The following is a 23,095-nucleotide window of genomic DNA, read 5'->3' as shown; positions in this document are numbered from 1 at the left end:
TGTTGGATTCCATGTAGCAGCGGTTTGTGCTGTGGTTATTATTTCATTCGTTTTCTTAATATTCGGCGATAATTTGTTTCTCCCTTTGGTGCGTCCTGTATAATTTCCAACACACCATCTTCAAGCATTTTATCAATGCGATTGGAAATCCATACATCACTAATTCCAAGTTGATATTTTCCTAAAACATTACCTATGACAATAGCCATTTTGAATTGCTCTGGCTGTTCCGCAATTTCACGAAGAATGAAACTATCATATATATCTTCTGAAACGCTTTGCAATTTACCATTTAACATTGCACGCAAAGGTGCATTTTCATTTTGAAGTTGATTCCATTTCATAGTACAAGCTGAAAGAAATACAGGATTAGCTTTCTCTTGTAGAGTTATATAGTTTCCCCATTCGCCAGGAGACACCTCGCCCCATGCTATTTTGGATGTCATAGTATTTTCTTTTCCATATTCCCATGTAGGTAACTTAACCAAATAAATTGTTGTCTGGCAGTTTAATGGTTGAAGTTGTTTCATAAGCCAATACATACCACAAAGCTCATCTGGATTATAGCTATACCAAATGCGAATTTCTTCCCCAGCTACATATCGTTCAATCACTGAGGTCAATGTAGTTTTAATTTTCTGTATTTTTTCTTCAACCTGATAATCTAAATCCTCTACAAAGCAGACAGACAGCATTTTCTTGAAAATATTTTTCCGCTGTTCGCCAATTCCATTATCAGAAATATCTCCCACACTAAGAACCATATCAAAACAATAAACATCACTGCTCTTGCCTCCCAATGGAATAGCATTCTCCCAAGCAATGCGTTCTTGTTCCTGTGCTTGAAGCTGTGCCTTTTTCATTTCATCTGAAGATGGAACACTCCCGTCTTCGTGCCTCATAAATATTGAAACAGCACTTCCTCTATACTTTCCCTTGCCGTAAGTTTGGGCAATTTTCAAACTTCCACAGGCACTTTCACCAAATACAATTTCAATCATCTTATATACCTCCGATTTAATTGCTCCCGTTATGAATAAATCATCTCATACAAAACAATTTCTTCTGCCCTGTTGTGAATGTTATTGCAACGCTGCACCCATTCCATTTGTCGGGTACACTTCAATTCCTCTGTCACGCCCTCGGTAGCTTTCATCTGCTCCATGATAGTGTCTAACCGTTTTTGTGCCTGTTCATTCAGGTCTGCAAGATATGTCAACAATTCTCCGGTCAGTATCAATGTATTCAATCTGGCTGGGTGGACTTCTCTTAAATATTCCCGGTGCATTCGTCCGTACTTTCCGATAGGGCGGTGTTCCTCCGGCAGTTTCAAGCCTGGAATGTAGTAATCTCCGACAAGGATATAATCAATTCCGTTTTCCGTTATTCTTGGTTTCAATTCGCTCATGTTCCTTACCTCCTGTGGAAGCAGGCTCGTCTGGTACTAACTCAATCACATCAGTAATCTCACAATTCAGAGTTTCACAGATACGGGCTAATGTATCCATGCTGATGTGCTTTCCCTCTTTGCTCATGTTGGCAATCATATTTGTTGTCATACCAGCAGCAAGCCTTAAATCCTCTTTTCTCATATCACGCTCTAACAGTGTGTGCCAGAGTGGTTTATAGCTGATGTGCATATTGTTTTCCTGCCTTTCTATCCATACCACCGGGGCGGTTGCCCCGGCAGGAACTTTTCTCTTATTATAACACCAATCTTGTGAAATCACAATTTATTCTTGTAGCCTGCCGCTGATACCGTCTGGATTGTGCATTCCCTTTCTTTTTGTTCCCTTTAATTAGCCATGAACTGCTTCATACCCTGACTTTTTGCGGAGGGGTTATCGCCGCCGTAACCCTCCATCAGGTTGACGGCACCCCACACGCCCAGACCGGCACCCAATGCCACAACCAGAGTCTTCAGAACGTCCACTGCGCTGTTAAAGAATTCCATAGAAAAATCTCCTTTGTTTTGAAAAAGTGACCCTGCACACACCTGAAATCCGTTTGCAAAAAGCCGAAAGCCACGGCGAAGGCCGATTTTCCGGTGTACCTGTTGGGTCAATGGGTAAAAAATAACCGCTCGTCTTATCAGGCGGGCGGGAGTGAATCGGCATCCACCATGATGAAGGTATCATCCGGGTGGATTTTTTCTTTTCGTTTCAAGAACTTCTCGATATCGAGTGCGTTCTTGGGGTCATAATCGGAGGTGTACTTGTAGTTCGGGTGCTGGGTCAGGTCGTACTTGTCGCTCAAAAATGGGCGCACACCACGAAGCTGCAGGATGCACTTGCCGCCATCCAGCACCGCCAGTTCATCCCGGCTCATAAGTTCGTGGCCGAGTTTTTGATAGTTGGTGCCATAGCTTGGGCTATTGCCACGGGTATCAGAATTGTTGTAGCTGTCGATGGTTTCCTTGCCGAGTGCTTCGGCAAGATCTTTCAGGGTGGTAGGCTCGCTGCCGCCGAGAAAGATCTGCGAATCCATATTGCCGACAATGGTGTCGGCGTTGTCCTTGTAGATGGCTTTCAACTGGCTGCGGGTCTGTAAGACCAGACACGCCGAGATCTCACGGCTGCGGATGGTAGCCACCAGTTTTTCCAGCTGCGGAATTTGACCGATGTTGGCACATTCGTCAATCAAGCACCGCACATGGACGGGCAGTTTGCCGCCGTATTGGTCATCTGCCTTATCGCAGAGCAGATTGAAAAGCTGCGTGTAGATCATGGAGATCAAGAAGTTGAAGGTACTGTCGGTATCACTCATAATCAGGAACAATGCCGTTTTCCGGTCGCCCAGCTTGTCCAGCTCCAGCTCATCGTACATGGTGGCATCCCGGACTTCCTGAATGTCGAAAGGTGCCATCCGGGCACCGCAGGAGATCAGTATCGAACGGGCCGTCTTGCCGGCAGCTAATTTATAGAGCTTGTACTGGCGCACAGCGAAGGAATTGGGCTTTTTCTTGCCCAGATCCTCAAACAACAGGTCTACCGGATTCTGGTAAGTTTCATCATCTTCCGAGACCTGCATGGTGTTGAGCATTTCCAACAGCGTTGCGAAGTTTTGCTCCTCGACAGGGGCTTCGTAGTGGAGGTACGCGATCAGTGAAACCAGCAAAAGCCGTTCAGCCTTGTCCCAGAAAGGGTCGCCGCCCTGACCTTCACCTTTGGTGTTGGTCATCAGTGCGGTCACGAGTTTCAGAACATCCTTTTCACTGTGGATGTACGCCATGGGGTTATAGCGCATACTCTTGGAAAAGTTGATGGTGTTGAAGAATTTTAGCTTGTAGCCGTGCTTTAACAGGGCTTCTCCACATTCCACGCCGATACTACCTTTCGGATCTGTAACCACGAATGATACCGGAAAATTCTTGGAATCACATTGCAGCAGATTCGGCTTGATAAAGAACCTTGTCTTACCGCTGCCGGAGCCGCCGACTACCAGCACATTTTTGTTCCGGGCGTTCTTGGGGTCCGGTGGGCGATTGCTCATCATCAACCGTTCTGTTTTGGTGAGGATGATATTGTCCTCAAACTTCGGGGCCATAAACGGCTCGATATCTTTGGGTCCGCCCCACCGGGCAGAGCCGTACTCCATGCCGTGGCGGTACTTCTTGGCGTTTTTACCACGCAGATAGACCGCCAGCCGTAACCCTGCGCCGCAGCACAAGCCCACCAGCAAATCCAGAGGGTGCAGGCTGGGCAGCGGATTTGAAAATGCAGCCGGGAGCGTATCCATCAGTGATACGATTTTGTCGCCCAGTTCCTTGCCCACGGCCAGCCGCCACGCCTCGCCCAGATTGGTGGCCAGCAAGCCAATTACCACATAGGGCAGATAGAGCACCAACAGCTTGGAAAGCTTCTTTTTGCTCATAGGCCACGCTCCTCCTGCTTGTGCCGCACTTTGTCCGGCAGATTTGCAACGGACTGCGCCAGATCGTGCAGCTTTGCCAGCACGGAAGGACGCTTGGTTTTATCCAGCACCGATGCCGAATATTCCTTGAATGCTGCGCTCAAAGCGTCCGTGTCCTGTGCCTTGAAGTAGATCAGATACCGGGGCGGCGTGCAGGACAGGTCTTTCTGGATGGAGTAGTCGATGTGATACCGCTTAGCATAGCGGTCAAAATCCTTGATGCCAGTTTTCTGGATCTCCACATTGGTCACGCCACGGTTCTGCCGTACCAGCCGCTTCATGGACTGCTTGCCCTGCGAAGCGTGCTTGTCGTACTGCCGCAGCAGAAACTGCATCCCACGCAGCAGGGTGCGGGCAGACAGTTTTGTGGTCGAGATGGCAAGGTTGACCGTCTTATGCTCGATTTCTTCCTGCATCGTTACCACCTCCTGTGCAGAAAATCGCCTTAACGGTCATGTTCCACCGGGGGCTTACTCACAGCCTTTTCTGCATCACTCTGAACTGATTCATCCGGAACCGGAATGACCATCAGGCGACGCCCCAGAGGGAGAAAGGCTTCGGGTTGATGGAATTCTTCTTCATACTTCTGCGCCAGCTCCGGGGAGAGCGATACAAAATCTTCCTCGCCCAGACCTACCACCAGAAAGGTTCCGGCAATAACATCGTACATCAGCCCGTCCTCGTCCCATAAGGCCCGGTTCAGCGGCAGACCCATAAGCTTGCCGTCATCGTTATAAACGATGGCAATCGGGTCATCAGCAAAGGGGTAGCTTGCGCCGATAGAGCCGCCCACCGCCTGCTGCAAGGCTTTCAGGTCGTTATCGATCTCGACCTGCTGCGGATACTGTCCCGGTGCAATTTTCAGCACCGACAGAGTGTTCTCGTTCTGTTCCATTATCTTCCTCCTCGAATTTGATAGTGATTTCCTGCCCAGCACGGGCGGCGTTCAACAGAGCTGCCACAAAGAAGCCGAAAAAGGCACCAGCTTCAAAAATGATAAACGAATAAATATAATTCATAGCGAACCCCCTGCATTGACTGAACTGTGAGAAGAATCCTCTCAGGGAGGACGAGGAGCGCTAGATGCGGTGACGGTATGCTTAGTGGAAACATTGGCATGAGTATGCGGTGCGGCATCGGTAGAAAAATAGTCGTACAGAGCATCCCGCAGAGAATGGAAGCAACGAGCATGGTAGTCGTGCAGACGGAGAACCAGAATCTTCAAAACATCAACGGCGGAACAGTAAAAGTCCTCCGTGACTTCTGCGAAACTCTCATAGCGGGTCATTTCGGTATCCATGCTGCACCTCTCAGTCAATGCAGATGCAGACCATCTTCTCGCGGCCAGCCATAAGAGGGCCGCTGTTCTCGGCCAGATAACACTGAATCAGGTACAGATCACTGGTGGTAAGGGCAACAAAGCTGCCATTGGTATCGTAGCGAACAAAGACAACGGCACCGGACAGATACCGCTTGCCAGCCAGTGTGATGACCTGACGAGGGTCGTAACAGAGAGCCATCGGCACATCGTCGCTGATGCTGTAGCAGGAATCTGCTTCATCGAAGCAAGGCAGGTAACTGCGAACGTTCGCCAGCGGAGTGATGGTCAGTTCGATCTCCGGGGCAATCACGGCGGCGTAAACTTCATCATCGCCGAGCTGCCGCTCCAGCACATCGCTCATCTTGTTGAAGAAGTCGGTTACAGCATTGTCCATGTGGTTGATCTTCTGGTTCATGGCTTCGATGGTCTTTGCGGTCTTGAGATCAATGGTAGTATTCATAGTGGGTTTCCTCCAAATTTTTGCAAAAAAGAAAGACCCGGTCGGGTCTTACGTTCAAAAGGTGTATCAGCGTTCATTCTGCCGCTGCTGTTTACGCTGCCACTGATCCAGCAGCTTGATGATGGTGTCCTCCATCTGTTTCGGGGTGTAGCTGCGCGGGAAATATTTCCGCAGGGTGTCGTTTTTGATGACCACCTTGTCCAGCTCGTCCTTTTTCTCTTCTCCCATGACCGCAAAGGCAACATCATACGAGAAGTGCCCTTCCTGCGCCAGCCTTTTGAGCCGCTGCGCTTGGGATAGGGACGGCGCATTCTGGGTGTCGTTCATCGCTTCTAAAAAATCCCGCTGTTGGCTTTCGTCCAGATAGGACAATTCCACAGCGGGATTGAAGGCAATTTTCTTTTCGTCTACCATGTCCAGCAGTTCAGGGATGAGGCTGGTCAGACGGATAAACCTTTGGACATTTCGAGCGTTGTCACCTGATTCATCAGCGACAATATCTCGCGCTTTTGCACCAATTAACTTGTGGCCAAATTGGCCACAAGTTAAATCTGACCTAGCACCTTGATTTTTTAGAGCCTCCAGCTTCATTTTGTAGGCGAAAGCCCTTTCACTGGGCAGGATGTTCTCTCTTTGGAGGTTTGAATCCACCATGAGCAAAACAGCGGCATCATCATCCATCTGACGGACGATGACAGGCAGGGTTTCCAGCCCGGCAAGCTGTGCAGCGTGCTGACGGCGGTGCCCGGAGATGATCTCGTAGCCACCTTCCGGGCGTGGACGTGCAATCAGCGGAGAAAGCACGCCGTACTGTTCTACGCTTTCCACCGTGCGCTGCATGGACTCATCATCCAAAACCTTAAAGGGGTGGTTCTTGAAAGGGAACAGTTCTCCGATGGGAATCTGCTGAACCTGTTCCCTCTGCTGCTCCTGTCGGGATTCTTCCGTGGAGAAGATGTCATCTGCCCCTTTCAGCGACACGTTTAAGCTGTTTTTCGGCATTCGCCATCACCTCCTCGGTCAGAGATTTATAGGCATCTGCCACCTTGCCTTTGGGGTCGTGCTGGAAAATGCTTTTGCCCACGGCACTGATTTCCGCAGCACGGACAGACCGGGGAATGGTCTGGTCAAACACCTTGATCTTGCTGCCGTAAGCACCCCGAATCAGATTGTCGATCTGCTGCCCATAGTTGGTGCGGCTGTCGGTCATGGTGAGCAGGATGCCCTCGATTTTCAGTTTGGGGTTGATCTGCCGTCGGACCTTCTGCACGGTCTGCAAAAGCTGTTCCAGGCCCTTTGCAGAAAGGTACTGCGCTTGCACCGGAATCAGGGTGGTGTCTGCCGCTGCCAAGGCATTGACGGTCAGCATCCCAAGGGAAGGGGTGCAATCCAACAGGATAAAGTCGTATTCTCGTTTTGCACCGTCCAACACCTGCTTGAGCATCTTTTCCCTGTTTATGGTGTTGACAAGAGAGACTTCCAGCCCTGCCAGTTCAATGTTTGCCGGAATCAGGTCAACGCCCTCTGCATGGTGCAGGATACCTTCACCGGGCGGAATGCTCTGGTCGTTTATGGCTTTTGCCATCAGGGTGGAAAGAGTGGTGGGCAGTTCATCGGGCTGCTGCCAGCCCATGCTGATGGTCAAGCTGCCCTGCGGGTCAGCGTCCACCAACAGGACTTTTTTGCCCTCCATCGCCAGCCCGATGCCCAGATTTTCACAGGTGGTGGTCTTGCCGGTGCCACCTTTCTGGTTGACGATGGCTATTGTGGTTGCTTTTTTTGAAATTTTCATCACCTCCACATCGCTAAATCGTGGTTGGTTTGGTTCTGGTAGGAAAGCTGCATCGTGGTGGGTGCGTTGTACAGAGAAGCGAGCAGATATTGTTTCATGTTTCGGATTGGGCTGCTGTTCTCTGCAAGGCACTTCAGCACAAAACGGATATGGTCGGCGTTCAGCTTCATAAACCGGCTGCGTACCACCTCGGCGGGCTTATCGTCCCCGGCAATGTGCAGCAGCTTGCGGTTGGTAGCGCAGGTGTCCACCAGCAAATCTACGATTTGATAGATGGTGTCCTCATCATCCGGGCAGAGCCGGAGCAGGATTTCCACCTCCAAAGACTGCGAAAAATATTCTTCCAGTTGGGCGCGTTTGCTCATCCAGTCGTTTTCATCGGAAGAGATAGGATCAGTATCGCTTATCTCTGTATTATTTCTCTCAGTCTTATTACATCGTAGTTTGGCCGGGTCTTGAAGCGTATTCTGGACGACTCCAGAATCGTCATTATCACGATTCAGAAAGCGTAGTTTTGACGATTCTGACGAAAAATTCTTCACATAGATGAGATCGGGCTTACCCAGCCCCCTCCGTTTGCGTTCAATCAGGCCGTACTCTTCCAGTTCTCGCAGCAGCTTGGTGGCCTTTTTATCGGCACAGCCCAGTGAATCCTGCACCTCCTGCACAGTATAGATGATGAACACCCGCCCAGCTTTGTCCAACCAACCATTCCGGGCTGAAAGGCTCATGCGGTCCAGCAGGATACCGTACAGGGTTTTGGCATCTGTGGAAAGCGGTTGGAAGCGGCTATCCTGAAACAACAGCTTGGGAATCCGGTAGAAGGAGAACAGCTCGCTGGACTGCCCATAGAAGTAATCAAGGTCTGCGGTTCTTGTCGGCTTTTTTTCGGGCATAGAGAATATCCCATTTTTCAGGTGTGGAACGGAATACATTGACCTGCTTCTTATAAGGGCAGTGGGCATACAGGCAGGTGCGGAACTTGAAATCGGGTCGATGGTACGGACACAGCTTGCAGCTGTCCGGGGCACGGTCAGAACCTTCGCCAGCGGCGATCACATGGTGCATGGAGTGCTGGACATGGCGAAGAGCTTCGTTTCGCTTGTGGCTCACTTGGCATCACCTCCTTTCTCCAGCGGTGCCATCAGGTCTTTGTAGCAGGGAACCAGCACACAGGGCTTAGCCCGCTTGTAGGGGCACCCTTCGCACTTGTTGGGGCCTTTGGGCGGCTCGATCAGGTAGTAGCAGTTCTCTTTGCCGAGAACGCAGCCCTTCTTTCGATTCTTCCAGAAGAAGCAGTGCCGGCAATCTGCCGGGCGGGAAGCATGGTAGCGGATACCGTCCATCGTGACGGTCAGAACTTTTTTCATCGGTAAACCCTCCTTTGGTGGATTCGGGAAGTTCAGCCCGAAAACAAAAAAAGCGCGTTCCTCTTTCTGTTCCGAGAGAACAGCGAGTGAACGCGCTATGTATGGAGAAAAGTGTTTTGCATGGTTTCGGGCTGGAATGTGGAAAATAGATTTACACAAATTATCTTGTATTTACATGGATTTACAGGAAAGCGTTTACCAATCTTAGCAGAGAGCCAGAAAACAGGGTTCAAAAGGCGCTTTATGAGGCTTCATTAGCTGGAAAGCCGATTTTATTAGCTGGAGCTGAAAATTCTGCTAATGGCATTAGCTGGCTAATTTTGGTGATAGGTTCAAAATGAAAAATGCGAAGATCGTCTTTCACATGGAAAAATGACCTTCGCATTTCTTAAAAGAATGTCCCTACCCGGGTTCGAACCGGGGGCGTTTCGCTTAGGAGTAGACCCGATACGATGAAACCAAGTGCAACACAGTGCAAGAAAATCCTTGGAAATACAAGGCTTTTCACAGTTTCAAATCCTATCTGGTATTACGCTTCATAAGCATTTTCATAGGGATTTTACACCGTCCAATTGGCTCGAAATTAGCAAGGCTTTCGATTTTCGGTGGACGTTGCAAGTGCAAGCAAATTCCTCTATGTAACTTCTCGTGATACGAAATGATAGGAAATCCTATTCATTCTCGTGCGGAGGCGCTGATGTCTTTAGACACCATCTTAGTCTGTTTAATATATCATTTCAAAATAGATTTTTCAACCAGCATTATTAAGAATTTCAAAGGTTTTTTCAGACTCAATGATTCTATGTAATTTAGACCCGCCGAAGCAGGTCTTTTTTTATTTCAGCATAATCTCTCTATCCTCAGCGCCGAGCATATAAGCACCCTTGGCAAAAGCATCCCTTGCCAGAAGCTCTGCTACATCAACCCTATCGAACAGCATCCATATTTCTTTCTCTTTCGGAGTCAGTTCATGGCTATGGTCAAACAAATGCTCAAGTCCCAATCCTTCAAGCAATGCCGACTTTGCTGCTTTGTATTCCTCAGCTCTGCCAACATATTCGTCGTTCCTTTCCTTGGAAAATGCCTCGATATTGTCAGCTCTCAGATGCTCGTAATACTCGTCCATAAAGATTCTATCCATACTCGTTGACCTCCATAACAAAAAAATAAGGGCAGACCCTTTTACAGCTATTGTAGCTATGTAAAAGGATCTGCCCTTGCAGTTACTATAATGTTTTTGCCAGCGACTTCAGGAGTGCTGCCATTTCCGGATTTTGCAGAAGCTTCAGAAGAAGTTCTTTATCATCAGCGGAGCTTTCCGTTGCGGCTGGTTGAACCGGCTCAGGCGTTGCCTGTCTGCCTGAGTAGAACGCAGCTTCCATTCTTTCAGCGTTCAGTCTGCGGTCATCGTCGATGATATGAGAGTAAACATCCGCTACCATCTTGACCTGTGCATGACCGGAATCGCCTTGAACGGATTTCATATCGCCGCCGTTCAGCTTCAGCTTGTAAGTGATACTGGAATGTCGGAGACTATGGAAAACCACTTTCGGCAGTCCCTTCTCCTCAATCAGCTTATTGAAAGCACGGTTGATAACCTGCCCCTCAATCGGCTTGCCATTGGAAGAACAGAAAACCAGATTGAAGTCTACGAACTCGTCACCGAAAAGGTCTTTCAGTTCTTCGATGTCAGCCTTTCGCTGTACCAACATTTCCGCTACGGTTTTCGGTAAGAACACCTTGCGGACACTTGTTTTGGTCTTAGGAGTTTTGAGAACCAATGCGGTATGCGTACTGGCGAAGGTCGGCGGGAACTTGAACATGATGTCCTTACCGTCCAGATCTGCCATCGCTTCACGATTTACTCTCTGCAACTCCTTTTCAACGAAGATGCTTGCCTGACCAAGTTCAATACTGGTGGGGGAAATGTCAATACAGTCCCAAGTAAGCCCCAGAAGCTCGCCCATTCGCAAGGAACAGGAGAAGGCAAGGTTAATGGCCAGACGAAGAATATCATCGTCACAGGCTTCCAGAGCCTTCTGGAGCACTTCTGCTGTCCAGATGTCCCTGGTCTTGTGTTCTTCCTTCGGCAGTGTAGCGTGCTCCACAGGGTTTCTGGTCATCAATTCCCACTTGACCGCCTGATTGAAAGCATTTCGCAATGTCTTGTGAACCTCTCGGACAGTATGCGGAGTCAGATATTCTGTACGGGCTTTTACATACTTAGAAGAAACCGCTTTGACAGAAAGCAAATCTCGGTAATACTTGTCCATGATTCTCGGCGTGACATCCTCCAGCTTCATATCACCGATGAGGGGACGAATATAGTTTGCAATCAGGCTCTTTCTGCTTTCATAGGTAGACATCGCCCAGGTGTTCACACCATAGATTGACATATACTCATCCAAAAGATCGTTGACGGTTTTAGCAGAAGGGGGAATAAAGGTTCCGGACTCCTGCTCATATTCAACCTGCAACTTCCTTTTCTTTGCTTCAGCATTCGTTTCAAAGGTTTCCCACTTCTGACGCTTGTTGCCGTTCTCATCGGTGTATGTATAAACCACAGAATACTTCTTTTTTCTCTTAACGATAGATGCCATGTAATCATCTCCTTTCCTGTCTATCTTCCGCTAACTGGTAGCGGGTCTGATTCTGATACCACTTCATAAAGCTCTCTTTTGTAGCTCGGTTATGCCTGCCCACTCGAATCAGCTCGAAGCTTCCCTTGGCGGCAATGCTGTAGATATTCTGGCGATTGGTGTCAAGCATTCTTGCAATCTCTGGCAGACCGTAGGTGGATGCCATAATATCTGCATCAAGTTCCTGATCCTCTACCGTGCGGTAATCGGTTTGAGAAGCATACCATCTTTCAAAGCTCTCCTTGGTCACTCTGCGCTTGCCCAGGACATCGACCACATCAAAATGCCCTTTGGCAACCAGTTCGTAAGCAGTCGCTTCTTTCAGCCCAAGGCGCTGTCCAAGCTCCTCCATTGAATATGTAGTTTTCTTCAGTTCCTCACCGGGAGGGGTTCCATCGACCTTCTGGTATTTGAACTGATTGGCATACCATTCTTCAAAGCTGTCGATCATCACCCTCATGGTGTTGCCGACAAGAATGGTTTTGAAGTAATTCTTCTTAATGAGCCAGTATGACTCCGTTTTTCCAAGACCAAGCATCCTGCCCATTTCCGGAACAGACATACTCGTGCGTTTTCTCATTTCCGCCATCGTACAACCTCCTATGTAAAAAATGTAGCCATGTGTTTCTTGTCATGGCTACATTTTATCGAACTCTCAATATGTTTTGAAGTTTGTCGCCGGGTTGTACGACACCCTTGACAAATCTTACATTTGATGATCCAACCACTCATCAAAACTCTTTTTGGAGATTCTGATGCTGCCGCCAATGCGGACACTATGAAAAACCTTCTTTTTCACAAGGTTGTATGCACTGGTTCTGCTGATGCCCAGAATATCCTGAATCTCATCAACCGTATAGGTTCTCTTATCAAACTGAACTGTGTTAGCAGCTATCGCTTCTTCGGTGCGCTGATTCATGGCAGCGATTCTTTCTTCAAACATTTATGTTCACTCCTTCGTTTTCTTTGCTTTATGTTTTGTGGAACGCTTTTTCAGCTGCTCCATTGCCAGGCTGACGGATAAGGCTTTCTCAATCGCTACCATTTCACGGGGCGTTACCTTACCTAAGTAATTATCAATCCTGCTCTTATCAATGGTGCGAATCTGTTCCAGCTGAACAACGGACGCTTCTTTGAATGCAGGATTGTCGTAAATAACAAAGTGCGTCGGCATATTCGCTTTCTTATGGATTCTGGTGGTGACCGTTGCCACAATCAATGTGGGAGCGTGTTTATTACCGGTATCGTTCTGAATGACGATAACCGGACGGATGCCGCCTTGTTCCGACCCAACTACCGGGTCCAGATTGGCGCAATAAATATCACCACGGCAATATACCCAATTTTCTTTCATCATTTGCCATGACCTCCTTTCGTTGGGTATGTAATAACTGACTGCCTGAAATGAATCAGGCAGTCAGTCCAAAAGTCTATGTGTCCCATATTTGCCACGCACCCCTGAGAAAGAGGGCTTACGCCCTCAGGGAATCACCGAACGACTGATTGCGAATCAGTTCCATAGGAATCTAACCTCTGCCGGGTTCTCCGCCAGCTCCGTAGAGAAGTATCTTTAATCCTGTTGCTTTCATGGCCGTATTGGGAGCAACCCAATATTTACAAGCCAGTATTGATCGCTGGCATCGGGAGAGAGACAACTGCTTAATTTATAGAAGAAAGTCGTTCTGTTTCTCTGTCCGATACGTCACGGCGTACCGCTGATGTGGCTGATGCTCTCGCACCGGCAACAGGAACGTATTCGATGACTGTGTATTCAGTTTTCAAGGATCAAGCAGCCGATTTTCTTTGGCTGTATCTAAATTGTACCTGTTCCTCATGCAAGTTTTTATTGCCTCGTAGGTATAGTTTTGAGGTTATTCACGACCTAAAAATATGTAATCAAGGGTTGTATCAAAGCGCACGACCAATTCGATTGCCAAATCAATAGAGATGCCTCTGTTGCCGGTTTCAATTCGTGCAATGGTGTTTGCGGCAACGCCCAACTGCTCCGCAAGCTGTTCCTGTGTAAGCCCATGTTTCTTTCTCAATGCTTTAATTCTTTTTCCGCTTTCAACCAAGTCGTAATACATTTTCGTTCCTCCGTGTTTTTGAATTTGTGAAGTTGCAAAATCAAAAACGGAGGGAGGAGATCGTGACTGGTTCTCAATGCCCTTTGCCATCTGCCTGTCCTCCTTGCAGGCATAAAAAAAGAGCCGGAGTACATTACTCCAAGCTCTCGTTCATGCCTTTGTGTTAAAATGAAGGAAGATAGGCTGGTATAAAAAAAGCCCCGTACCCATTACAGGCACGAGGCGTAACTCTCTCTATTCAATTTTATGCCGCTATCTCCCAGCATAGCCATTCTAACACTGGACAAGTCGGACTTTCAGTATGGAAACCGTCGTATTTTCATCGGATTTTAGTCGGACTAAAATCCTGTCTTAGCACTCACAATAACACAATGCTTCTTCCTCCCTGGCACTTTCCAGGAAATCTTTCAATTTAGGAATGGCTGTTCCCCAAAGTGACAGACCAAATAACAGTATCGCTTCTTTCTTTCGGTCATAATAGCTGCTGCGTTCCATATTCAGAACCTCCAGCATTTCTGATTCTTTGTACTTGAAGCGATTGAGATATGCCTTTGAGATAATCTCACAGTACAGAGCGCCTTTATCCGGATATTCTCTGATTTTCAGCATCGCCATATCTACCAGTTCAATGATCCACTTTGTCTCGAATAAGCTTCGAATACATTCTTCAAATCGTTCTCTCGCTTCATCCGGAGCAAAGTTCTCCAGATAAATCAATGCTCCATCTAAGCTGTCACCGTAAGTACAAATAAGGGTATCACATACATCATTCGCACGATCAATAGTAGACCAGCACACCTCTCGATATATGGATAAAATCAGCTTTGCTCTTTCATACAGAACCTTTTCGTCAATGTTCTGCATCCGGCAAAGCATTCGAATATTGCTTAATACCTGTGTATTATATCTGCTCATTCAGAATCTCCTTTCAGCCTAATCCATAAAATAAGAATTCCTTTCTAACTCCTGTCACTTGGCTAAAGGGAAACAAATACCATGGGACAAGAATGACTATAACTTCCGATATTTGATTAAAATAACAGAAGCAAAATCGGAAGTTCTTGACTTTATAAAAGTTCCGATATATAATTAAGTGGAACTAATACTTCTGTTCTGATTCTCATTATAGCATTTTCCAGAAGTTTGTCAACAAATAATCGGAAGTTACGAATAAATATTTTTTGAAAGGAAGGACAGTACCATGACATTTGGAGAAAAAATTAAAGAAGCTCGTTTGGCTATGAACCTATCTCAAACGGAGCTTGCCCAGATGACCGGCATTTCCGAAAGATCCCTTTACACCTATGAGCAGCTCGGAACACTCCCCAGAAAAAGCAACATCAGAAAACTTGCTGAAGCGCTGCATATCTCTGTGTCCTATCTTTTGGATGAATCTGAAACGGACAGCCAGAGCCATATAGATCAGGATATGTTTATTTTAGAGGCAAAGGAAAACTTCGGTTCAAAGGGAGCAAAAGAAGCTCAGGAAGTGCTGGGTCGTGTAAATTCTCTGTTTGCCGGTGGAGAATTGGACGAGGACGCAAAAGATGTATTCTTCCAGGCGATTATGTCAGTTTATATGGACTCTAAGAAAACAGCACGGGAAAAGTACACTCCGAAGAAATACAGAAAGCATAAAGATAAAGAGTAAAATCCTCAAGCACAGAATATGTTTTCTGTGTGCGATTCGGAGGTGAAGCAAATGAAAACGGCAGAGCATATCATTGAAACTGTCGATAAGCTTGTGCGAAAATATCACACCAGAGACCCTTACGAACTATGTCAGCTGTTAGGTATCAAAATCCACTATTACGATTTACAGAAGAAATTGAAGGGCTTCTTCTATTACCAGTCCAGACAGAAGAATATCGTGATAGATCACAATGTGAACGGCATCCTGGAACGTATCTTAGTCGCACATGAATTAGGACACGCTGTCCTGCATACAAAAATCGCCATGATGCACGGCTTTCAAGAAATGGAAGTTTTTGATGATAGATCAATCGAAGAAAATGAAGCAAACTTTTTTGCGGCGGAGCTTCTGTTAGAAGATGGGGAAGTTCTGGAATGCCTTTCGGAACACACATTTTTTGAAACGGCTAAAATGCTCTATGTACCGGCAGCATTATTAGACTACAAATTCAGCCTGCTCCACGAAAAAGGAGAGCTGGTAAATTCGATGTATATTCGTAAAGCAGATTTCCTGAAAGAAGATCTTCATGCCTACGATAACGACATTAGTTATGGCGATATATGAATATCTATTTTTATATCTTTACAGAAAAAGTCCACCAGTACGATGCGCAGTGCATCATGACTGGTGGACTTTTTGTTTCTTAAAGGATCAGTATATTGTATTGCAACAAAAGAAACCCACAGCAGTTCACTCAGAACCGTCAATGGGCTTCTTTTTCATTATATCAATCAAGCTCCGCTTTTTTTATCATCTCTTGCTGGTCAATCAAGACATCAATCATCTTTCCTACGGTTATCAATGTTGTTACATTACACTTTTTCAGTTTTGCAGCAATCTCATCATCGATGATGCTGTCGCATTTTGCATATGGGGTATCCAGCAAAAAATAGTCAAAGTTCTTTTCCAAGACGAATGCCAGTTTTAGAAGCATTGCCAAAGAAACTTTCGTCTGTCCAACTTCAACATGGCTCATATGATTGTTCGAGCAACCAACCAACGCACCCAAGTCTGCTTGGCTGTATCCCTTCTCCTGGCGAGCAGCTTTAATGCGCTGACCGATTTTTATATAGTCAACTTCCGGTTGCATTTCAATCACCTCCATGCTGTGTATGATTCTGCTATACATTATAAAATGTACCAAAAATCTCAACAACCAACATTGGGTGCAAGTTGCATTTATAAATGCAATATGATAAAATTTTATAGGCAGATTGCATTAAATGATAGAATGAAAAGAACCCCAAGACGACAATATGAGCTATCTTGAGGTTCTTTAAAATAAAAAATTCGTAGAGTACATTACTCCACGAATCGCATTCTTCTCTGTTTTTTTTAATTTACATCTCTATTTTACAAGTTGTCGCACTGTTTGTCAATATGTTAGGGACATAAAACACGAGGTTTTGCGCAAAAATCCGTCTTAGGAAGTTCCAAAGTCACAATTTGCCGTCAGAATTATAGTCATATTGAAGGAGGTGTACCTTATGGCACGAAAAGGAGAAAATATTTACAAAAGGAAAGACGGCAGATGGGAAGGAAGATACATTAAGTCCCGATCTTCTACAGGCAAAGCCAATTACGGTTATGTTTATGCAAAATCATATCGAGAAGTCAAAGCAAAACTTATCAGTCAAAGTTCGTGCACGAGTAATTCTGTCACTGTCGATCCAGAAATTAGCTCAGATCAATTTGAACAGGTTGCTATGGAATGGTTTCAAGCTATATGTCCTAAAGTGAAAGAATCTACAAGCAACAAATATAGGAATCTTCTCAACTCGTATATACTTCCTGTGTTCGGAAGCAAACAATTGCGTGATATAACACACGAGTTTATTGAAACGCAGTGTAATTTTTTCCTTGTTTCTGGTGGATTAAAGGAGAATGGACTTTCCTCTAAAACTGTTTCAGATATTTTATCTCTAATTCGAAATATCTTACAATTTGCCACCCGAAACGGGAAAGCCATTTCTTGTGACGCACGATCTATACAGATAAAACGTCAAACGAAGGAAATGAGAGTTTTGAGTCGTGCTGAACAGGAAAAATTATGCCAATACTTGTATTCTAATCTTGATTCCTGCAATATTGGTATATTAGTATGTTTATTCACTGGTCTCAGAGTAGGTGAAATTTGTGCGTTGCGATGGGAAGATGTTTCATTCTCAGATTACACAATCCATGTGCATCAAACGCTCCAGAGAATCCAAGATAGAACCAACAGTGAATGCAAGACAAGGATTGTTGTTACCACACCCAAAAGTGCTTGCTCCATCCGTACTATTCCAGTACCCCATGGCTTAATGACTATTCTTACAGCACACAAAGCTTCTTCTACTGGCTACATTCTAACCAATAGCGATCAGAATCCATTAGAACCAAGAACCATGCAAAATCATTTCAAGAAGGTATTGAAAAACAGCGGAATCAACTCCGCAAATTATCACTCGTTACGTCATACATTTGCTACAAGGTGCATAGAGCTTGGATTCGATGTAAAAAGTCTCAGCGAGATATTGGGTCATGCCAGCGTGAATATTACAATGAATCGCTATGTACACCCATCCATGGATTTAAAAAAAGAAAATATGCAACGGCTTTCTGATTTATTAGCCGTCAAATAAATTGTCAACACCGTCAAATAATGCTGAGTTTTCAGTGTTTGGCGGTGTTTTTTCGTGGAGTAATGTACTCTACGAAAGAGTATACCCAGGAGGAGATTTATTGATTCAATTTGTAGGGCGAGATGCTTATAAGCAGTTTTGGAATTTTAGTAAAGATGAGAAAGAGAACTTGGCCACTCAATTGGCGATTGAGTTACCCGCACTCAGAGGAAAAGTTGGTGCATCACAAGAAGAAATTGCTTCGGCTGTTGGTATTTCACGACAAACTTATAGTGCCTACGAAAATCGGACACGCCCAATTCCATGGAGTTTATATCTAGCACTATTGTTTTATTTTGATTACATTCCAAGTACACATTATATGATTCGCCAGCTTGAATTATTCCCAAATGAATTAGACGAATGTTGGTTAGCTGGTAGAGTTTTTATTGAGGAAGAAAAATGAGCGAATATTCACAGCAAATAAAAAGGGATATTACATGAACAAAAATATAAAATATTCTCAAAACTTTTTAACGAGTGAAAAAGTACTCAACCAAATAATAAAACAATTGAATTTAAAAGAAACCGATACCGTTTACGAAATTGGAACAGGTAAAGGGCATTTAACGACGAAACTGGCTAAAATAAGTAAACAGGTAACGTCTATTGAATTAGACAGTCATCTATTCAACTTATCGTCAGAAAAATTAAAACTGAATACTCGTGTCACTTTAATTCACCAAGATATTCTACAGTTTCAATTCCCTAACAAACAGAGGTATAAAATTGTTGGGAGTATTCCTTACCATTTAAGCACACAAATTATTAAAAAAGTGGTTTTTGAAAGCCATGCGTCTGACATCTATCTGATTGTTGAAGAAGGATTCTACAAGCGTACCTTGGATATTCACCGAACACTAGGGTTGCTCTTGCACACTCAAGTCTCGATTCAGCAATTGCTTAAGCTGCCAGCGGAATGCTTTCATCCTAAACCAAAAGTAAACAGTGTCTTAATAAAACTTACCCGCCATACCACAGATGTTCCAGATAAATATTGGAAGCTATATACGTACTTTGTTTCAAAATGGGTCAATCGAGAATATCGTCAACTGTTTACTAAAAATCAGTTTCATCAAGCAATGAAACACGCCAAAGTAAACAATTTAAGTACCGTTACTTATGAGCAAGTATTGTCTATTTTTAATAGTTATCTATTATTTAACGGGAGGAAATAATTAAACTATGTTTTGAACCATGAATTAAATAAAAATGACTCTCAATTATTGGAAGTCAATTTATTAAACCAATTAAAGCTTGCAAAACGTGTAAATCTTTTTGATTATTCTTTAGAAGAATTACAAGCCGTTCATGAGTATTGGCGGTCAATGAATCGTTACTCAAAACAAGTTTTGAATAAAGAGAAAGTGGCTTAATATGGCAAATATAGTCAATTTTACTGACAAACAGTTTGAGAATCGCTTAAATGATAATTTAGAAGAATTGGTTCAAGTAAAAAAGCGGTTGAATCGCCAACCGCTTTTTTACTTGGTGGGCAATCAGGGTCAGGGAAAACCAGTTTGCGAAGAAGATGATTGAGCAGGCAGGAACAAAGTGATAAATTCAAATTGTGAGGGAAAATACAGATGAATCAAGGAAGAATTATTGTGATTACAGGCTCACCGGGGACAGGAAAAACAACAACTGCGTCAATTGTCGCAAAGGAATCAGATATGGATAAATCAGTGCATATGCACACCGATGACTTTTTTCATTACTTAAGCAAAGGCGCAATACCACCACATTTGCCAGAATCCAACAAGCAAAATCTGGTTGTCATTGAAGCCTTTTTAGAAGCTGCAAAGCGATATGCTCGTGGCGGATATGATGTAATTGTAGATGGGATTGTCGGGCCATGGTTTTTGGAGCCATGGAAAGCTCTTGCCCAAGAAGATTACGAGGTACACTATATTGTATTAAGAGCGAGTAAAAAAGAAACTATGAAGCGAGCTGTGGAACGCTCAAAATTAGATAGAAAAACAAATATTGAATTAGTGGAAACAATGTGGGAGCAATTTTCCGGTTTGGGGATATATGAATCAAATGTCATAGACACAACTACATTCACAATTAAAGATACGGTTTCCGCAATAAAAGAAAGAGTTGCATGTGGGACGTCTTTACTATCTTAGACATTCCCATTTGTCAGGAAGATAGCAAAGCCAGCCGAGCCAGTCAACGGTCAAGATGAACGGCGCATTTCATGCGCCGCCGTTGACAGTCACGCCCGTCTTTGCTAAAAAGTAATCAAGGCGGGAAAGCCCTAAAATGGCTTCCCGCCCATTTCAATTTTTAGAAAAGAAACGCTCCAAAATCAGAAAGAGAGCGTCCAAGCACTTTGAGGGATTGGCCGCCTTGTCCACCCATTCAGCGGGACAGCGGGCGGAGGTCAAGGCCGGGTGTAAACCCGTTCATTTCAGCTTAGAAACCCTTCATAAAACGGGCTTATTTAGCGATATAAGGCTTTATAATAGAGAAGGAGTGAAACTTCTATTCAAGTTTAGAAACGCCTTCCATTAGTCCGAAAGAGACCTTAGAAAGAGAATTAAATCGTAAAGTATCAGGGAAAGAAATTCAACCGACTTTGGAGAGAATAGAGCAAAAAATGGTTCAAAATCAACACCAAGAAACCCCTGAATTTAAAGCAATTCAACAAAAATTGGAAAGCTTGCAGCTACCTACACCACCAATACCCAAAACACCTAAACTTCCAGGACTTTAAACCTTAAAAAAGGAAAAGAGTAGTTACCAAAAAACGGTAACTACTCTTTTTTTATAAAAACCTTTCCTCATGTTTGAAAAGCTGATCGAGAAATAAAGCACACAACGGTATTCTTTCTTTTTTCAGTTGGTACATTTTGCAGTCTGTAACGTGTCATTTACTGTTTGTTACCTTAACATATCCAGTCGAAAACACAAGGGTATATAAACGAGCAAGCTCGCCCTTGTGTTTTCTTTGTGTCTATGTTGCGTTCTCGTCACAGCAAACGACACGAACACACTGGCGAAAATGAACCAACAAAACGAAAAAAGAAAGGAGCGTATACTTCACAGACGGTGTTAAGGATACTTACCAGATGAAACCGTACATTGCACCGACCGCTGCTGAGTTGGAACAATTTCTTTCCTCTCTAAATTAAATCTTGCCGAAGCAGTGATGTGTCAGACTTTCCTGACACATCGCCGCTTTGCACTTCACAAAATCCGCTGCCAGGAGGTGATGAAATGAGTATGGTAAATGCTGACTCCGTTCAGCTATTCGCAATGCTGAAAAAAATGCAGGATTCCATTTCCTCCATCGAAACTACCAAAAAATCTGTAAAGATGAAATATGAACAGTTAGGTGCTGGATGGCAAGATAAAAAATACAACGAGTTGGGCGTGGTTGTAAGAGACTGCAACAAGGCTCTCAATGACATATTGGTAATTATGCTTCAAGCAGAAAAATATGTGGCTTTACTCGCCAAGAGCCTTAGTGAATACGAAAGTGTTCAACTAGGATCTACAAATGGAATATCTGCAAGCACACCTCAGACCAGTAGTTTTGCTGTTACACCATCAAGTGCAGATACAACCACCTTTGAGTCAAATACCTTTGGTTCTAATCTTGCATTTGTTCAAGACAGACTATCAGCTGAACGATATTTTTCCCGTGGAAATCACTATGAAGAATATCGAGATTATTGGGAGAACGGGAACTATACCTTTTCTCGAAATGAAAATCCAGAACTCGTATACGTTAGAGCAAGGGATATTGAAGGAGTTTATCTCAGTGACCGAGAACTTGGGAACCCGGAAGGATTTTGGACACGGAATGGTCGAGAGGGATGGTCGAGAGAAAACATTCTAAGGCGAGCTTCGCACATCCAAGATGTTCGTCAAAATACTGAGTCAGGAATGTCTTTGGATGAGCTTTCACAAAACCCAGTGTTAGATGATACCATTCGTAGCTATTACAATAATCCTGTCCAGGTTGCGCAGGTAGGTTCTTATTATGTATTTCAGAGTGATGGGCGACATCGAACACTTGCAGCTCAATCGCTTGATACATATATCCCGGTTTTAGTAACAGGTAGCTACACTCGAAATGATTAACAAATGAGGAGGTGAGTGTTTGAGCAACGTAAATGCTGATGCAACTCAATTACTGACAATACTGAAAAATATGCGGACCTCCATTTCTTCTATCGAAACTACAAGAAGTTCTGTGAAGATGAAATATCAGCAATTGGGAATTGGATGGAATGACAAGAAGTACGATGAGCTGGGAACTATCGTAAAAGATTGCAACAAAGCCCTGAATGATATTTTACAGATTATGCTTCAGGCCGAAAAATACGTTGCTTCACTTGCCAAAAGTGTACAAGAATATGATAATGTTAATTTGGACACTCCTTCTGCACGAAATTCTTTCCTCCAGGGTCTGCAAACACCTAATGTTGGTAATTCGTCTTATCAGTATTGCCTTGGCGTGCTAACCCAAGGTAGCACACCAGACGGATATATCGCTGTTATATCACAACGCCATGAAAATGCAGAGCAGAATGTCAGAGAAGTGTTTGACCATTTCGCTGGTAAACTGATGATACAAGATTCTGAATATCCACCGGATCAGACAGCACATTACTCACCGGGAAATTATATAGGGCATTCACGAGGAGTCTACTACAATGCAGCTTCTGATATGACAAATCCAAGAGGTGCAGGAACAACTTATTTCCACGAGCTTGCTCACATGATCGACCATGCTTCGTGCAACTATCGGAGCAATCTATCCAATACTCCAGAATTTGCTGAGGCACTGGTTGAGGACGGACAAAGAATCCTGAGCTTATATAACAATCTTCCAGTGGAAAAGCAAACTGCTTTTCTGACCCGTATTAGGCAGGATTCAGCTCACTCCTTCTCGGACTTAATTGATGCGACAACAAATGGTCAATTGCACGGAAATTATGGTCACTCAAGGAACTATTGGACGAGACCGGGCAATCTACAAGCAGAAGCCTTTGCCCACTTTTTTGAAGCGTCTATGGGAGACCAAGGCAAATTAGAGCTATTAGCAAATTTCTTTCCTACAGCGTTTGGTATTTTTTCTTCAATGATTGATTCTATTAGACCAGATAATCATGTTAGGGTCTTGAGCAGAGAAAGGTAGGTG

Annotated in this window: 30 protein-coding genes and 3 pseudogenes; 11 read left to right on the top strand and 22 right to left on the bottom strand. The window is 44.5% G+C overall.

Annotated elements, in window-relative coordinates:
- Window positions 1-38 precede the first annotated feature (38 nt).
- From P0G09_RS14465 to P0G09_RS14365, 21 genes are all read right to left on the bottom strand, one after another.
- Window positions 39-1,001 (bottom strand): DUF3658 domain-containing protein, encoded by a 963-nt coding sequence (locus tag P0G09_RS14465; protein WP_005601707.1) that lies wholly within the window; start codon window positions 999-1,001, stop codon window positions 39-41.
- A gap of 29 nt (window positions 1,002-1,030) precedes the next feature.
- Window positions 1,031-1,408, bottom strand: a complete 378-nt coding sequence (locus tag P0G09_RS14460; protein ID WP_005335912.1) for a TnpV protein — start codon at window positions 1,406-1,408, stop codon at window positions 1,031-1,033.
- Window positions 1,368-1,730 carry a helix-turn-helix domain-containing protein gene (locus P0G09_RS14455; protein ID WP_005335920.1) on the bottom strand — a complete coding sequence of 121 codons (363 nt, stop codon included), beginning with the start codon at window positions 1,728-1,730 and terminating at the stop codon, window positions 1,368-1,370. The genes P0G09_RS14460 and P0G09_RS14455 overlap by 41 nt, the downstream gene beginning before the upstream one ends.
- A 65-nt stretch (window positions 1,731-1,795) precedes the next feature.
- Window positions 1,796-1,954, bottom strand: a complete 159-nt coding sequence (locus P0G09_RS14450; protein ID WP_112121893.1) for a Maff2 family protein — start codon at window positions 1,952-1,954, stop codon at window positions 1,796-1,798.
- A gap of 137 nt (window positions 1,955-2,091) precedes the next feature.
- Complete coding sequence (locus P0G09_RS14445) at window positions 2,092-3,873, bottom strand: type IV secretory system conjugative DNA transfer family protein (protein ID WP_207699051.1); 1,782 nt, start codon at window positions 3,871-3,873, stop codon at window positions 2,092-2,094.
- The gene (locus P0G09_RS14440; protein WP_207699050.1) at window positions 3,870-4,328 is read right to left on the bottom strand and encodes a PcfB family protein; all 459 of its coding nucleotides are present in this window, start codon (window positions 4,326-4,328) and stop codon (window positions 3,870-3,872) included. Before P0G09_RS14440 ends, P0G09_RS14445 begins: the two co-directional genes overlap by 4 nt.
- Before the next feature lie 29 nt (window positions 4,329-4,357).
- A complete protein-coding gene (locus tag P0G09_RS14435) occupies window positions 4,358-4,807 on the bottom strand; it encodes a DUF3846 domain-containing protein (protein ID WP_097779484.1) in 450 nt (149 codons plus the stop codon).
- A 165-nt stretch (window positions 4,808-4,972) separates the two neighbouring features.
- The gene (locus P0G09_RS14430) at window positions 4,973-5,212 is read right to left on the bottom strand and encodes a hypothetical protein (protein ID WP_120081570.1); all 240 of its coding nucleotides are present in this window, start codon (window positions 5,210-5,212) and stop codon (window positions 4,973-4,975) included.
- A 10-nt stretch (window positions 5,213-5,222) separates the two neighbouring features.
- Window positions 5,223-5,693, bottom strand: coding sequence for a hypothetical protein (locus P0G09_RS14425; protein ID WP_275252987.1), 471 nt, complete (start codon window positions 5,691-5,693; stop codon window positions 5,223-5,225).
- A gap of 66 nt (window positions 5,694-5,759) precedes the next feature.
- Complete coding sequence (locus P0G09_RS14420) at window positions 5,760-6,695, bottom strand: ParB/RepB/Spo0J family partition protein (RefSeq protein ID WP_275252985.1); 936 nt, start codon at window positions 6,693-6,695, stop codon at window positions 5,760-5,762.
- Complete coding sequence (locus tag P0G09_RS14415; protein WP_275252984.1) at window positions 6,652-7,485, bottom strand: ParA family protein; 834 nt, start codon at window positions 7,483-7,485, stop codon at window positions 6,652-6,654. The genes P0G09_RS14420 and P0G09_RS14415 overlap by 44 nt, the downstream gene beginning before the upstream one ends.
- Window positions 7,485-8,381 carry a DUF6017 domain-containing protein gene (locus P0G09_RS14410; protein WP_275252983.1) on the bottom strand — a complete coding sequence of 299 codons (897 nt, stop codon included), beginning with the start codon at window positions 8,379-8,381 and terminating at the stop codon, window positions 7,485-7,487. Before P0G09_RS14410 ends, P0G09_RS14415 begins: the two co-directional genes overlap by 1 nt.
- Complete coding sequence (locus P0G09_RS14405) at window positions 8,344-8,598, bottom strand: hypothetical protein (RefSeq protein WP_275252982.1); 255 nt, start codon at window positions 8,596-8,598, stop codon at window positions 8,344-8,346. The genes P0G09_RS14410 and P0G09_RS14405 overlap by 38 nt, the downstream gene beginning before the upstream one ends.
- The gene (locus P0G09_RS14400; protein WP_275252981.1) at window positions 8,595-8,855 is read right to left on the bottom strand and encodes a hypothetical protein; all 261 of its coding nucleotides are present in this window, start codon (window positions 8,853-8,855) and stop codon (window positions 8,595-8,597) included. The genes P0G09_RS14405 and P0G09_RS14400 overlap by 4 nt, the downstream gene beginning before the upstream one ends.
- Window positions 8,856-9,690: 835 nt before the next feature.
- Complete coding sequence (locus P0G09_RS14395; protein WP_002304425.1) at window positions 9,691-9,996, bottom strand: hypothetical protein; 306 nt, start codon at window positions 9,994-9,996, stop codon at window positions 9,691-9,693.
- A gap of 85 nt (window positions 9,997-10,081) precedes the next feature.
- Complete coding sequence (locus P0G09_RS14390; RefSeq protein ID WP_002304423.1) at window positions 10,082-11,455, bottom strand: site-specific integrase; 1,374 nt, start codon at window positions 11,453-11,455, stop codon at window positions 10,082-10,084.
- 4 nt (window positions 11,456-11,459) lie between these two features.
- Complete coding sequence (locus P0G09_RS14385; protein WP_110437433.1) at window positions 11,460-12,083, bottom strand: helix-turn-helix domain-containing protein; 624 nt, start codon at window positions 12,081-12,083, stop codon at window positions 11,460-11,462.
- Window positions 12,084-12,200: 117 nt separating this feature from the next.
- Window positions 12,201-12,437 carry a helix-turn-helix domain-containing protein gene (locus tag P0G09_RS14380; RefSeq protein ID WP_110437432.1) on the bottom strand — a complete coding sequence of 79 codons (237 nt, stop codon included), beginning with the start codon at window positions 12,435-12,437 and terminating at the stop codon, window positions 12,201-12,203.
- Between the two features lie 6 nt (window positions 12,438-12,443).
- Complete coding sequence (locus P0G09_RS14375) at window positions 12,444-12,851, bottom strand: type II toxin-antitoxin system PemK/MazF family toxin (RefSeq protein WP_110437431.1); 408 nt, start codon at window positions 12,849-12,851, stop codon at window positions 12,444-12,446.
- A 514-nt stretch (window positions 12,852-13,365) separates the two neighbouring features.
- A complete protein-coding gene (locus P0G09_RS14370; protein WP_181966891.1) occupies window positions 13,366-13,671 on the bottom strand; it encodes a helix-turn-helix transcriptional regulator in 306 nt (101 codons plus the stop codon).
- Between the two features lie 261 nt (window positions 13,672-13,932).
- Window positions 13,933-14,496 carry a hypothetical protein gene (locus P0G09_RS14365; protein ID WP_217296744.1) on the bottom strand — a complete coding sequence of 188 codons (564 nt, stop codon included), beginning with the start codon at window positions 14,494-14,496 and terminating at the stop codon, window positions 13,933-13,935.
- Window positions 14,497-14,782: 286 nt separating this feature from the next.
- Between P0G09_RS14365 and P0G09_RS14360 the strand changes: the two genes are divergently transcribed.
- Together P0G09_RS14360 and P0G09_RS14355 are read left to right on the top strand one after the other, a co-directional pair.
- Window positions 14,783-15,232, top strand: coding sequence for a helix-turn-helix transcriptional regulator (locus P0G09_RS14360; protein ID WP_002304411.1), 450 nt, complete (start codon window positions 14,783-14,785; stop codon window positions 15,230-15,232).
- Between the two features lie 51 nt (window positions 15,233-15,283).
- Complete coding sequence (locus P0G09_RS14355; RefSeq protein WP_110437429.1) at window positions 15,284-15,838, top strand: ImmA/IrrE family metallo-endopeptidase; 555 nt, start codon at window positions 15,284-15,286, stop codon at window positions 15,836-15,838.
- A gap of 163 nt (window positions 15,839-16,001) precedes the next feature.
- Here the strand turns inward: P0G09_RS14355 and P0G09_RS14350 are convergent, their stop codons facing one another.
- Window positions 16,002-16,379: a helix-turn-helix transcriptional regulator gene (locus tag P0G09_RS14350; RefSeq protein WP_110437428.1), complete on the bottom strand. Its 378-nt coding sequence runs from the start codon at window positions 16,377-16,379 to the stop codon at window positions 16,002-16,004.
- A 382-nt stretch (window positions 16,380-16,761) separates the two neighbouring features.
- Between P0G09_RS14350 and P0G09_RS14345 the strand changes: the two genes are divergently transcribed.
- The 9 genes and pseudogenes from P0G09_RS14345 to P0G09_RS14310 all read left to right on the top strand — a co-directional run bounded on the left by P0G09_RS14345 (window position 16,762) and on the right by P0G09_RS14310 (window position 23,092).
- Window positions 16,762-17,898 carry a site-specific integrase gene (locus tag P0G09_RS14345; RefSeq protein WP_110437427.1) on the top strand — a complete coding sequence of 379 codons (1,137 nt, stop codon included), beginning with the start codon at window positions 16,762-16,764 and terminating at the stop codon, window positions 17,896-17,898.
- Between the two features lie 100 nt (window positions 17,899-17,998).
- Window positions 17,999-18,343, top strand: coding sequence for a helix-turn-helix transcriptional regulator (locus P0G09_RS14340; protein WP_198957774.1), 345 nt, complete (start codon window positions 17,999-18,001; stop codon window positions 18,341-18,343).
- A 4-nt stretch (window positions 18,344-18,347) separates the two neighbouring features.
- Window positions 18,348-19,115, top strand: a complete 768-nt coding sequence (gene erm(B) / locus P0G09_RS14335) for a 23S rRNA (adenine(2058)-N(6))-methyltransferase Erm(B) (protein WP_255420040.1) — start codon at window positions 18,348-18,350, stop codon at window positions 19,113-19,115.
- Window positions 19,116-19,313: pseudogene (locus P0G09_RS14330) on the top strand (antitoxin); the annotation flags it as partial.
- A gap of 1 nt (window position 19,314) precedes the next feature.
- A pseudogene (locus P0G09_RS20900) lies at window positions 19,315-19,463 on the top strand (zeta toxin family protein); the annotation flags it as partial.
- Window positions 19,464-19,523: 60 nt separating this feature from the next.
- A complete protein-coding gene (locus P0G09_RS14320; protein WP_002304402.1) occupies window positions 19,524-20,069 on the top strand; it encodes an AAA family ATPase in 546 nt (181 codons plus the stop codon).
- 286 nt (window positions 20,070-20,355) lie between these two features.
- Window positions 20,356-20,659 (top strand): annotated as a pseudogene (locus P0G09_RS20895) (toxin zeta); the annotation flags it as partial.
- 503 nt (window positions 20,660-21,162) lie between these two features.
- Complete coding sequence (locus P0G09_RS14315; RefSeq protein WP_002578944.1) at window positions 21,163-22,032, top strand: hypothetical protein; 870 nt, start codon at window positions 21,163-21,165, stop codon at window positions 22,030-22,032.
- A 19-nt stretch (window positions 22,033-22,051) separates the two neighbouring features.
- Window positions 22,052-23,092 (top strand): hypothetical protein, encoded by a 1,041-nt coding sequence (locus tag P0G09_RS14310; RefSeq protein ID WP_002304399.1) that lies wholly within the window; start codon window positions 22,052-22,054, stop codon window positions 23,090-23,092.
- Window positions 23,093-23,095: the final 3 nt, after the last annotated feature.

It is taken from the genome of Faecalibacterium sp. DFI.5.82 (assembly GCF_029076575.1).
GTDB classification, from domain to species: domain Bacteria; phylum Bacillota; class Clostridia; order Oscillospirales; family Ruminococcaceae; genus Faecalibacterium; species Faecalibacterium duncaniae.
Note: the sequence above shows the minus strand (reverse complement) of the source record. Positions and strands in the feature narration are given on the sequence as shown.

Excerpts from the sequence above, each read along its gene's own strand:
- P0G09_RS14380 (WP_110437432.1), bottom strand. The coding sequence starts at position 12,437 with ATGTTTGAAGAAAGAATCGCTGCCATGAATCAGCGCACCGAAGAAGCG.
- P0G09_RS14420 (WP_275252985.1), bottom strand. The coding sequence starts at position 6,695 with ATGCCGAAAAACAGCTTAAACGTGTCGCTGAAAGGGGCAGATGACATC.
- P0G09_RS14375 (WP_110437431.1), bottom strand. The coding sequence starts at position 12,851 with ATGATGAAAGAAAATTGGGTATATTGCCGTGGTGATATTTATTGCGCC.
- P0G09_RS14370 (WP_181966891.1), bottom strand. The coding sequence starts at position 13,671 with ATGGCAAAGGGCATTGAGAACCAGTCACGATCTCCTCCCTCCGTTTTT.
- P0G09_RS14445 (WP_207699051.1), bottom strand. The coding sequence starts at position 3,873 with ATGAGCAAAAAGAAGCTTTCCAAGCTGTTGGTGCTCTATCTGCCCTAT.
- P0G09_RS14435 (WP_097779484.1), bottom strand. The coding sequence starts at position 4,807 with ATGGAACAGAACGAGAACACTCTGTCGGTGCTGAAAATTGCACCGGGA.
- P0G09_RS14320 (WP_002304402.1), top strand. The coding sequence starts at position 19,524 with ATGAATCAAGGAAGAATTATTGTGATTACAGGCTCACCGGGGACAGGA.
- P0G09_RS14365 (WP_217296744.1), bottom strand. The coding sequence starts at position 14,496 with ATGAGCAGATATAATACACAGGTATTAAGCAATATTCGAATGCTTTGC.
- P0G09_RS14425 (WP_275252987.1), bottom strand. The coding sequence starts at position 5,693 with ATGAATACTACCATTGATCTCAAGACCGCAAAGACCATCGAAGCCATG.
- P0G09_RS14385 (WP_110437433.1), bottom strand. The coding sequence starts at position 12,083 with ATGGCGGAAATGAGAAAACGCACGAGTATGTCTGTTCCGGAAATGGGC.
- P0G09_RS14400 (WP_275252981.1), bottom strand. The coding sequence starts at position 8,855 with ATGAAAAAAGTTCTGACCGTCACGATGGACGGTATCCGCTACCATGCT.
- P0G09_RS14345 (WP_110437427.1), top strand. The coding sequence starts at position 16,762 with ATGGCACGAAAAGGAGAAAATATTTACAAAAGGAAAGACGGCAGATGG.
- P0G09_RS14430 (WP_120081570.1), bottom strand. The coding sequence starts at position 5,212 with ATGGATACCGAAATGACCCGCTATGAGAGTTTCGCAGAAGTCACGGAG.
- P0G09_RS14465 (WP_005601707.1), bottom strand. The coding sequence starts at position 1,001 with ATGATTGAAATTGTATTTGGTGAAAGTGCCTGTGGAAGTTTGAAAATT.
- P0G09_RS14390 (WP_002304423.1), bottom strand. The coding sequence starts at position 11,455 with ATGGCATCTATCGTTAAGAGAAAAAAGAAGTATTCTGTGGTTTATACA.
- P0G09_RS14415 (WP_275252984.1), bottom strand. The coding sequence starts at position 7,485 with ATGAAAATTTCAAAAAAAGCAACCACAATAGCCATCGTCAACCAGAAA.
- P0G09_RS14410 (WP_275252983.1), bottom strand. The coding sequence starts at position 8,381 with ATGCCCGAAAAAAAGCCGACAAGAACCGCAGACCTTGATTACTTCTAT.
- P0G09_RS14350 (WP_110437428.1), bottom strand. The coding sequence starts at position 16,379 with ATGGAGGTGATTGAAATGCAACCGGAAGTTGACTATATAAAAATCGGT.
- P0G09_RS14355 (WP_110437429.1), top strand. The coding sequence starts at position 15,284 with ATGAAAACGGCAGAGCATATCATTGAAACTGTCGATAAGCTTGTGCGA.
- P0G09_RS14460 (WP_005335912.1), bottom strand. The coding sequence starts at position 1,408 with ATGAGCGAATTGAAACCAAGAATAACGGAAAACGGAATTGATTATATC.
- P0G09_RS14450 (WP_112121893.1), bottom strand. The coding sequence starts at position 1,954 with ATGGAATTCTTTAACAGCGCAGTGGACGTTCTGAAGACTCTGGTTGTG.
- P0G09_RS14440 (WP_207699050.1), bottom strand. The coding sequence starts at position 4,328 with ATGCAGGAAGAAATCGAGCATAAGACGGTCAACCTTGCCATCTCGACC.
- P0G09_RS14315 (WP_002578944.1), top strand. The coding sequence starts at position 21,163 with ATGAGTATGGTAAATGCTGACTCCGTTCAGCTATTCGCAATGCTGAAA.
- P0G09_RS14360 (WP_002304411.1), top strand. The coding sequence starts at position 14,783 with ATGACATTTGGAGAAAAAATTAAAGAAGCTCGTTTGGCTATGAACCTA.
- P0G09_RS14395 (WP_002304425.1), bottom strand. The coding sequence starts at position 9,996 with ATGGATAGAATCTTTATGGACGAGTATTACGAGCATCTGAGAGCTGAC.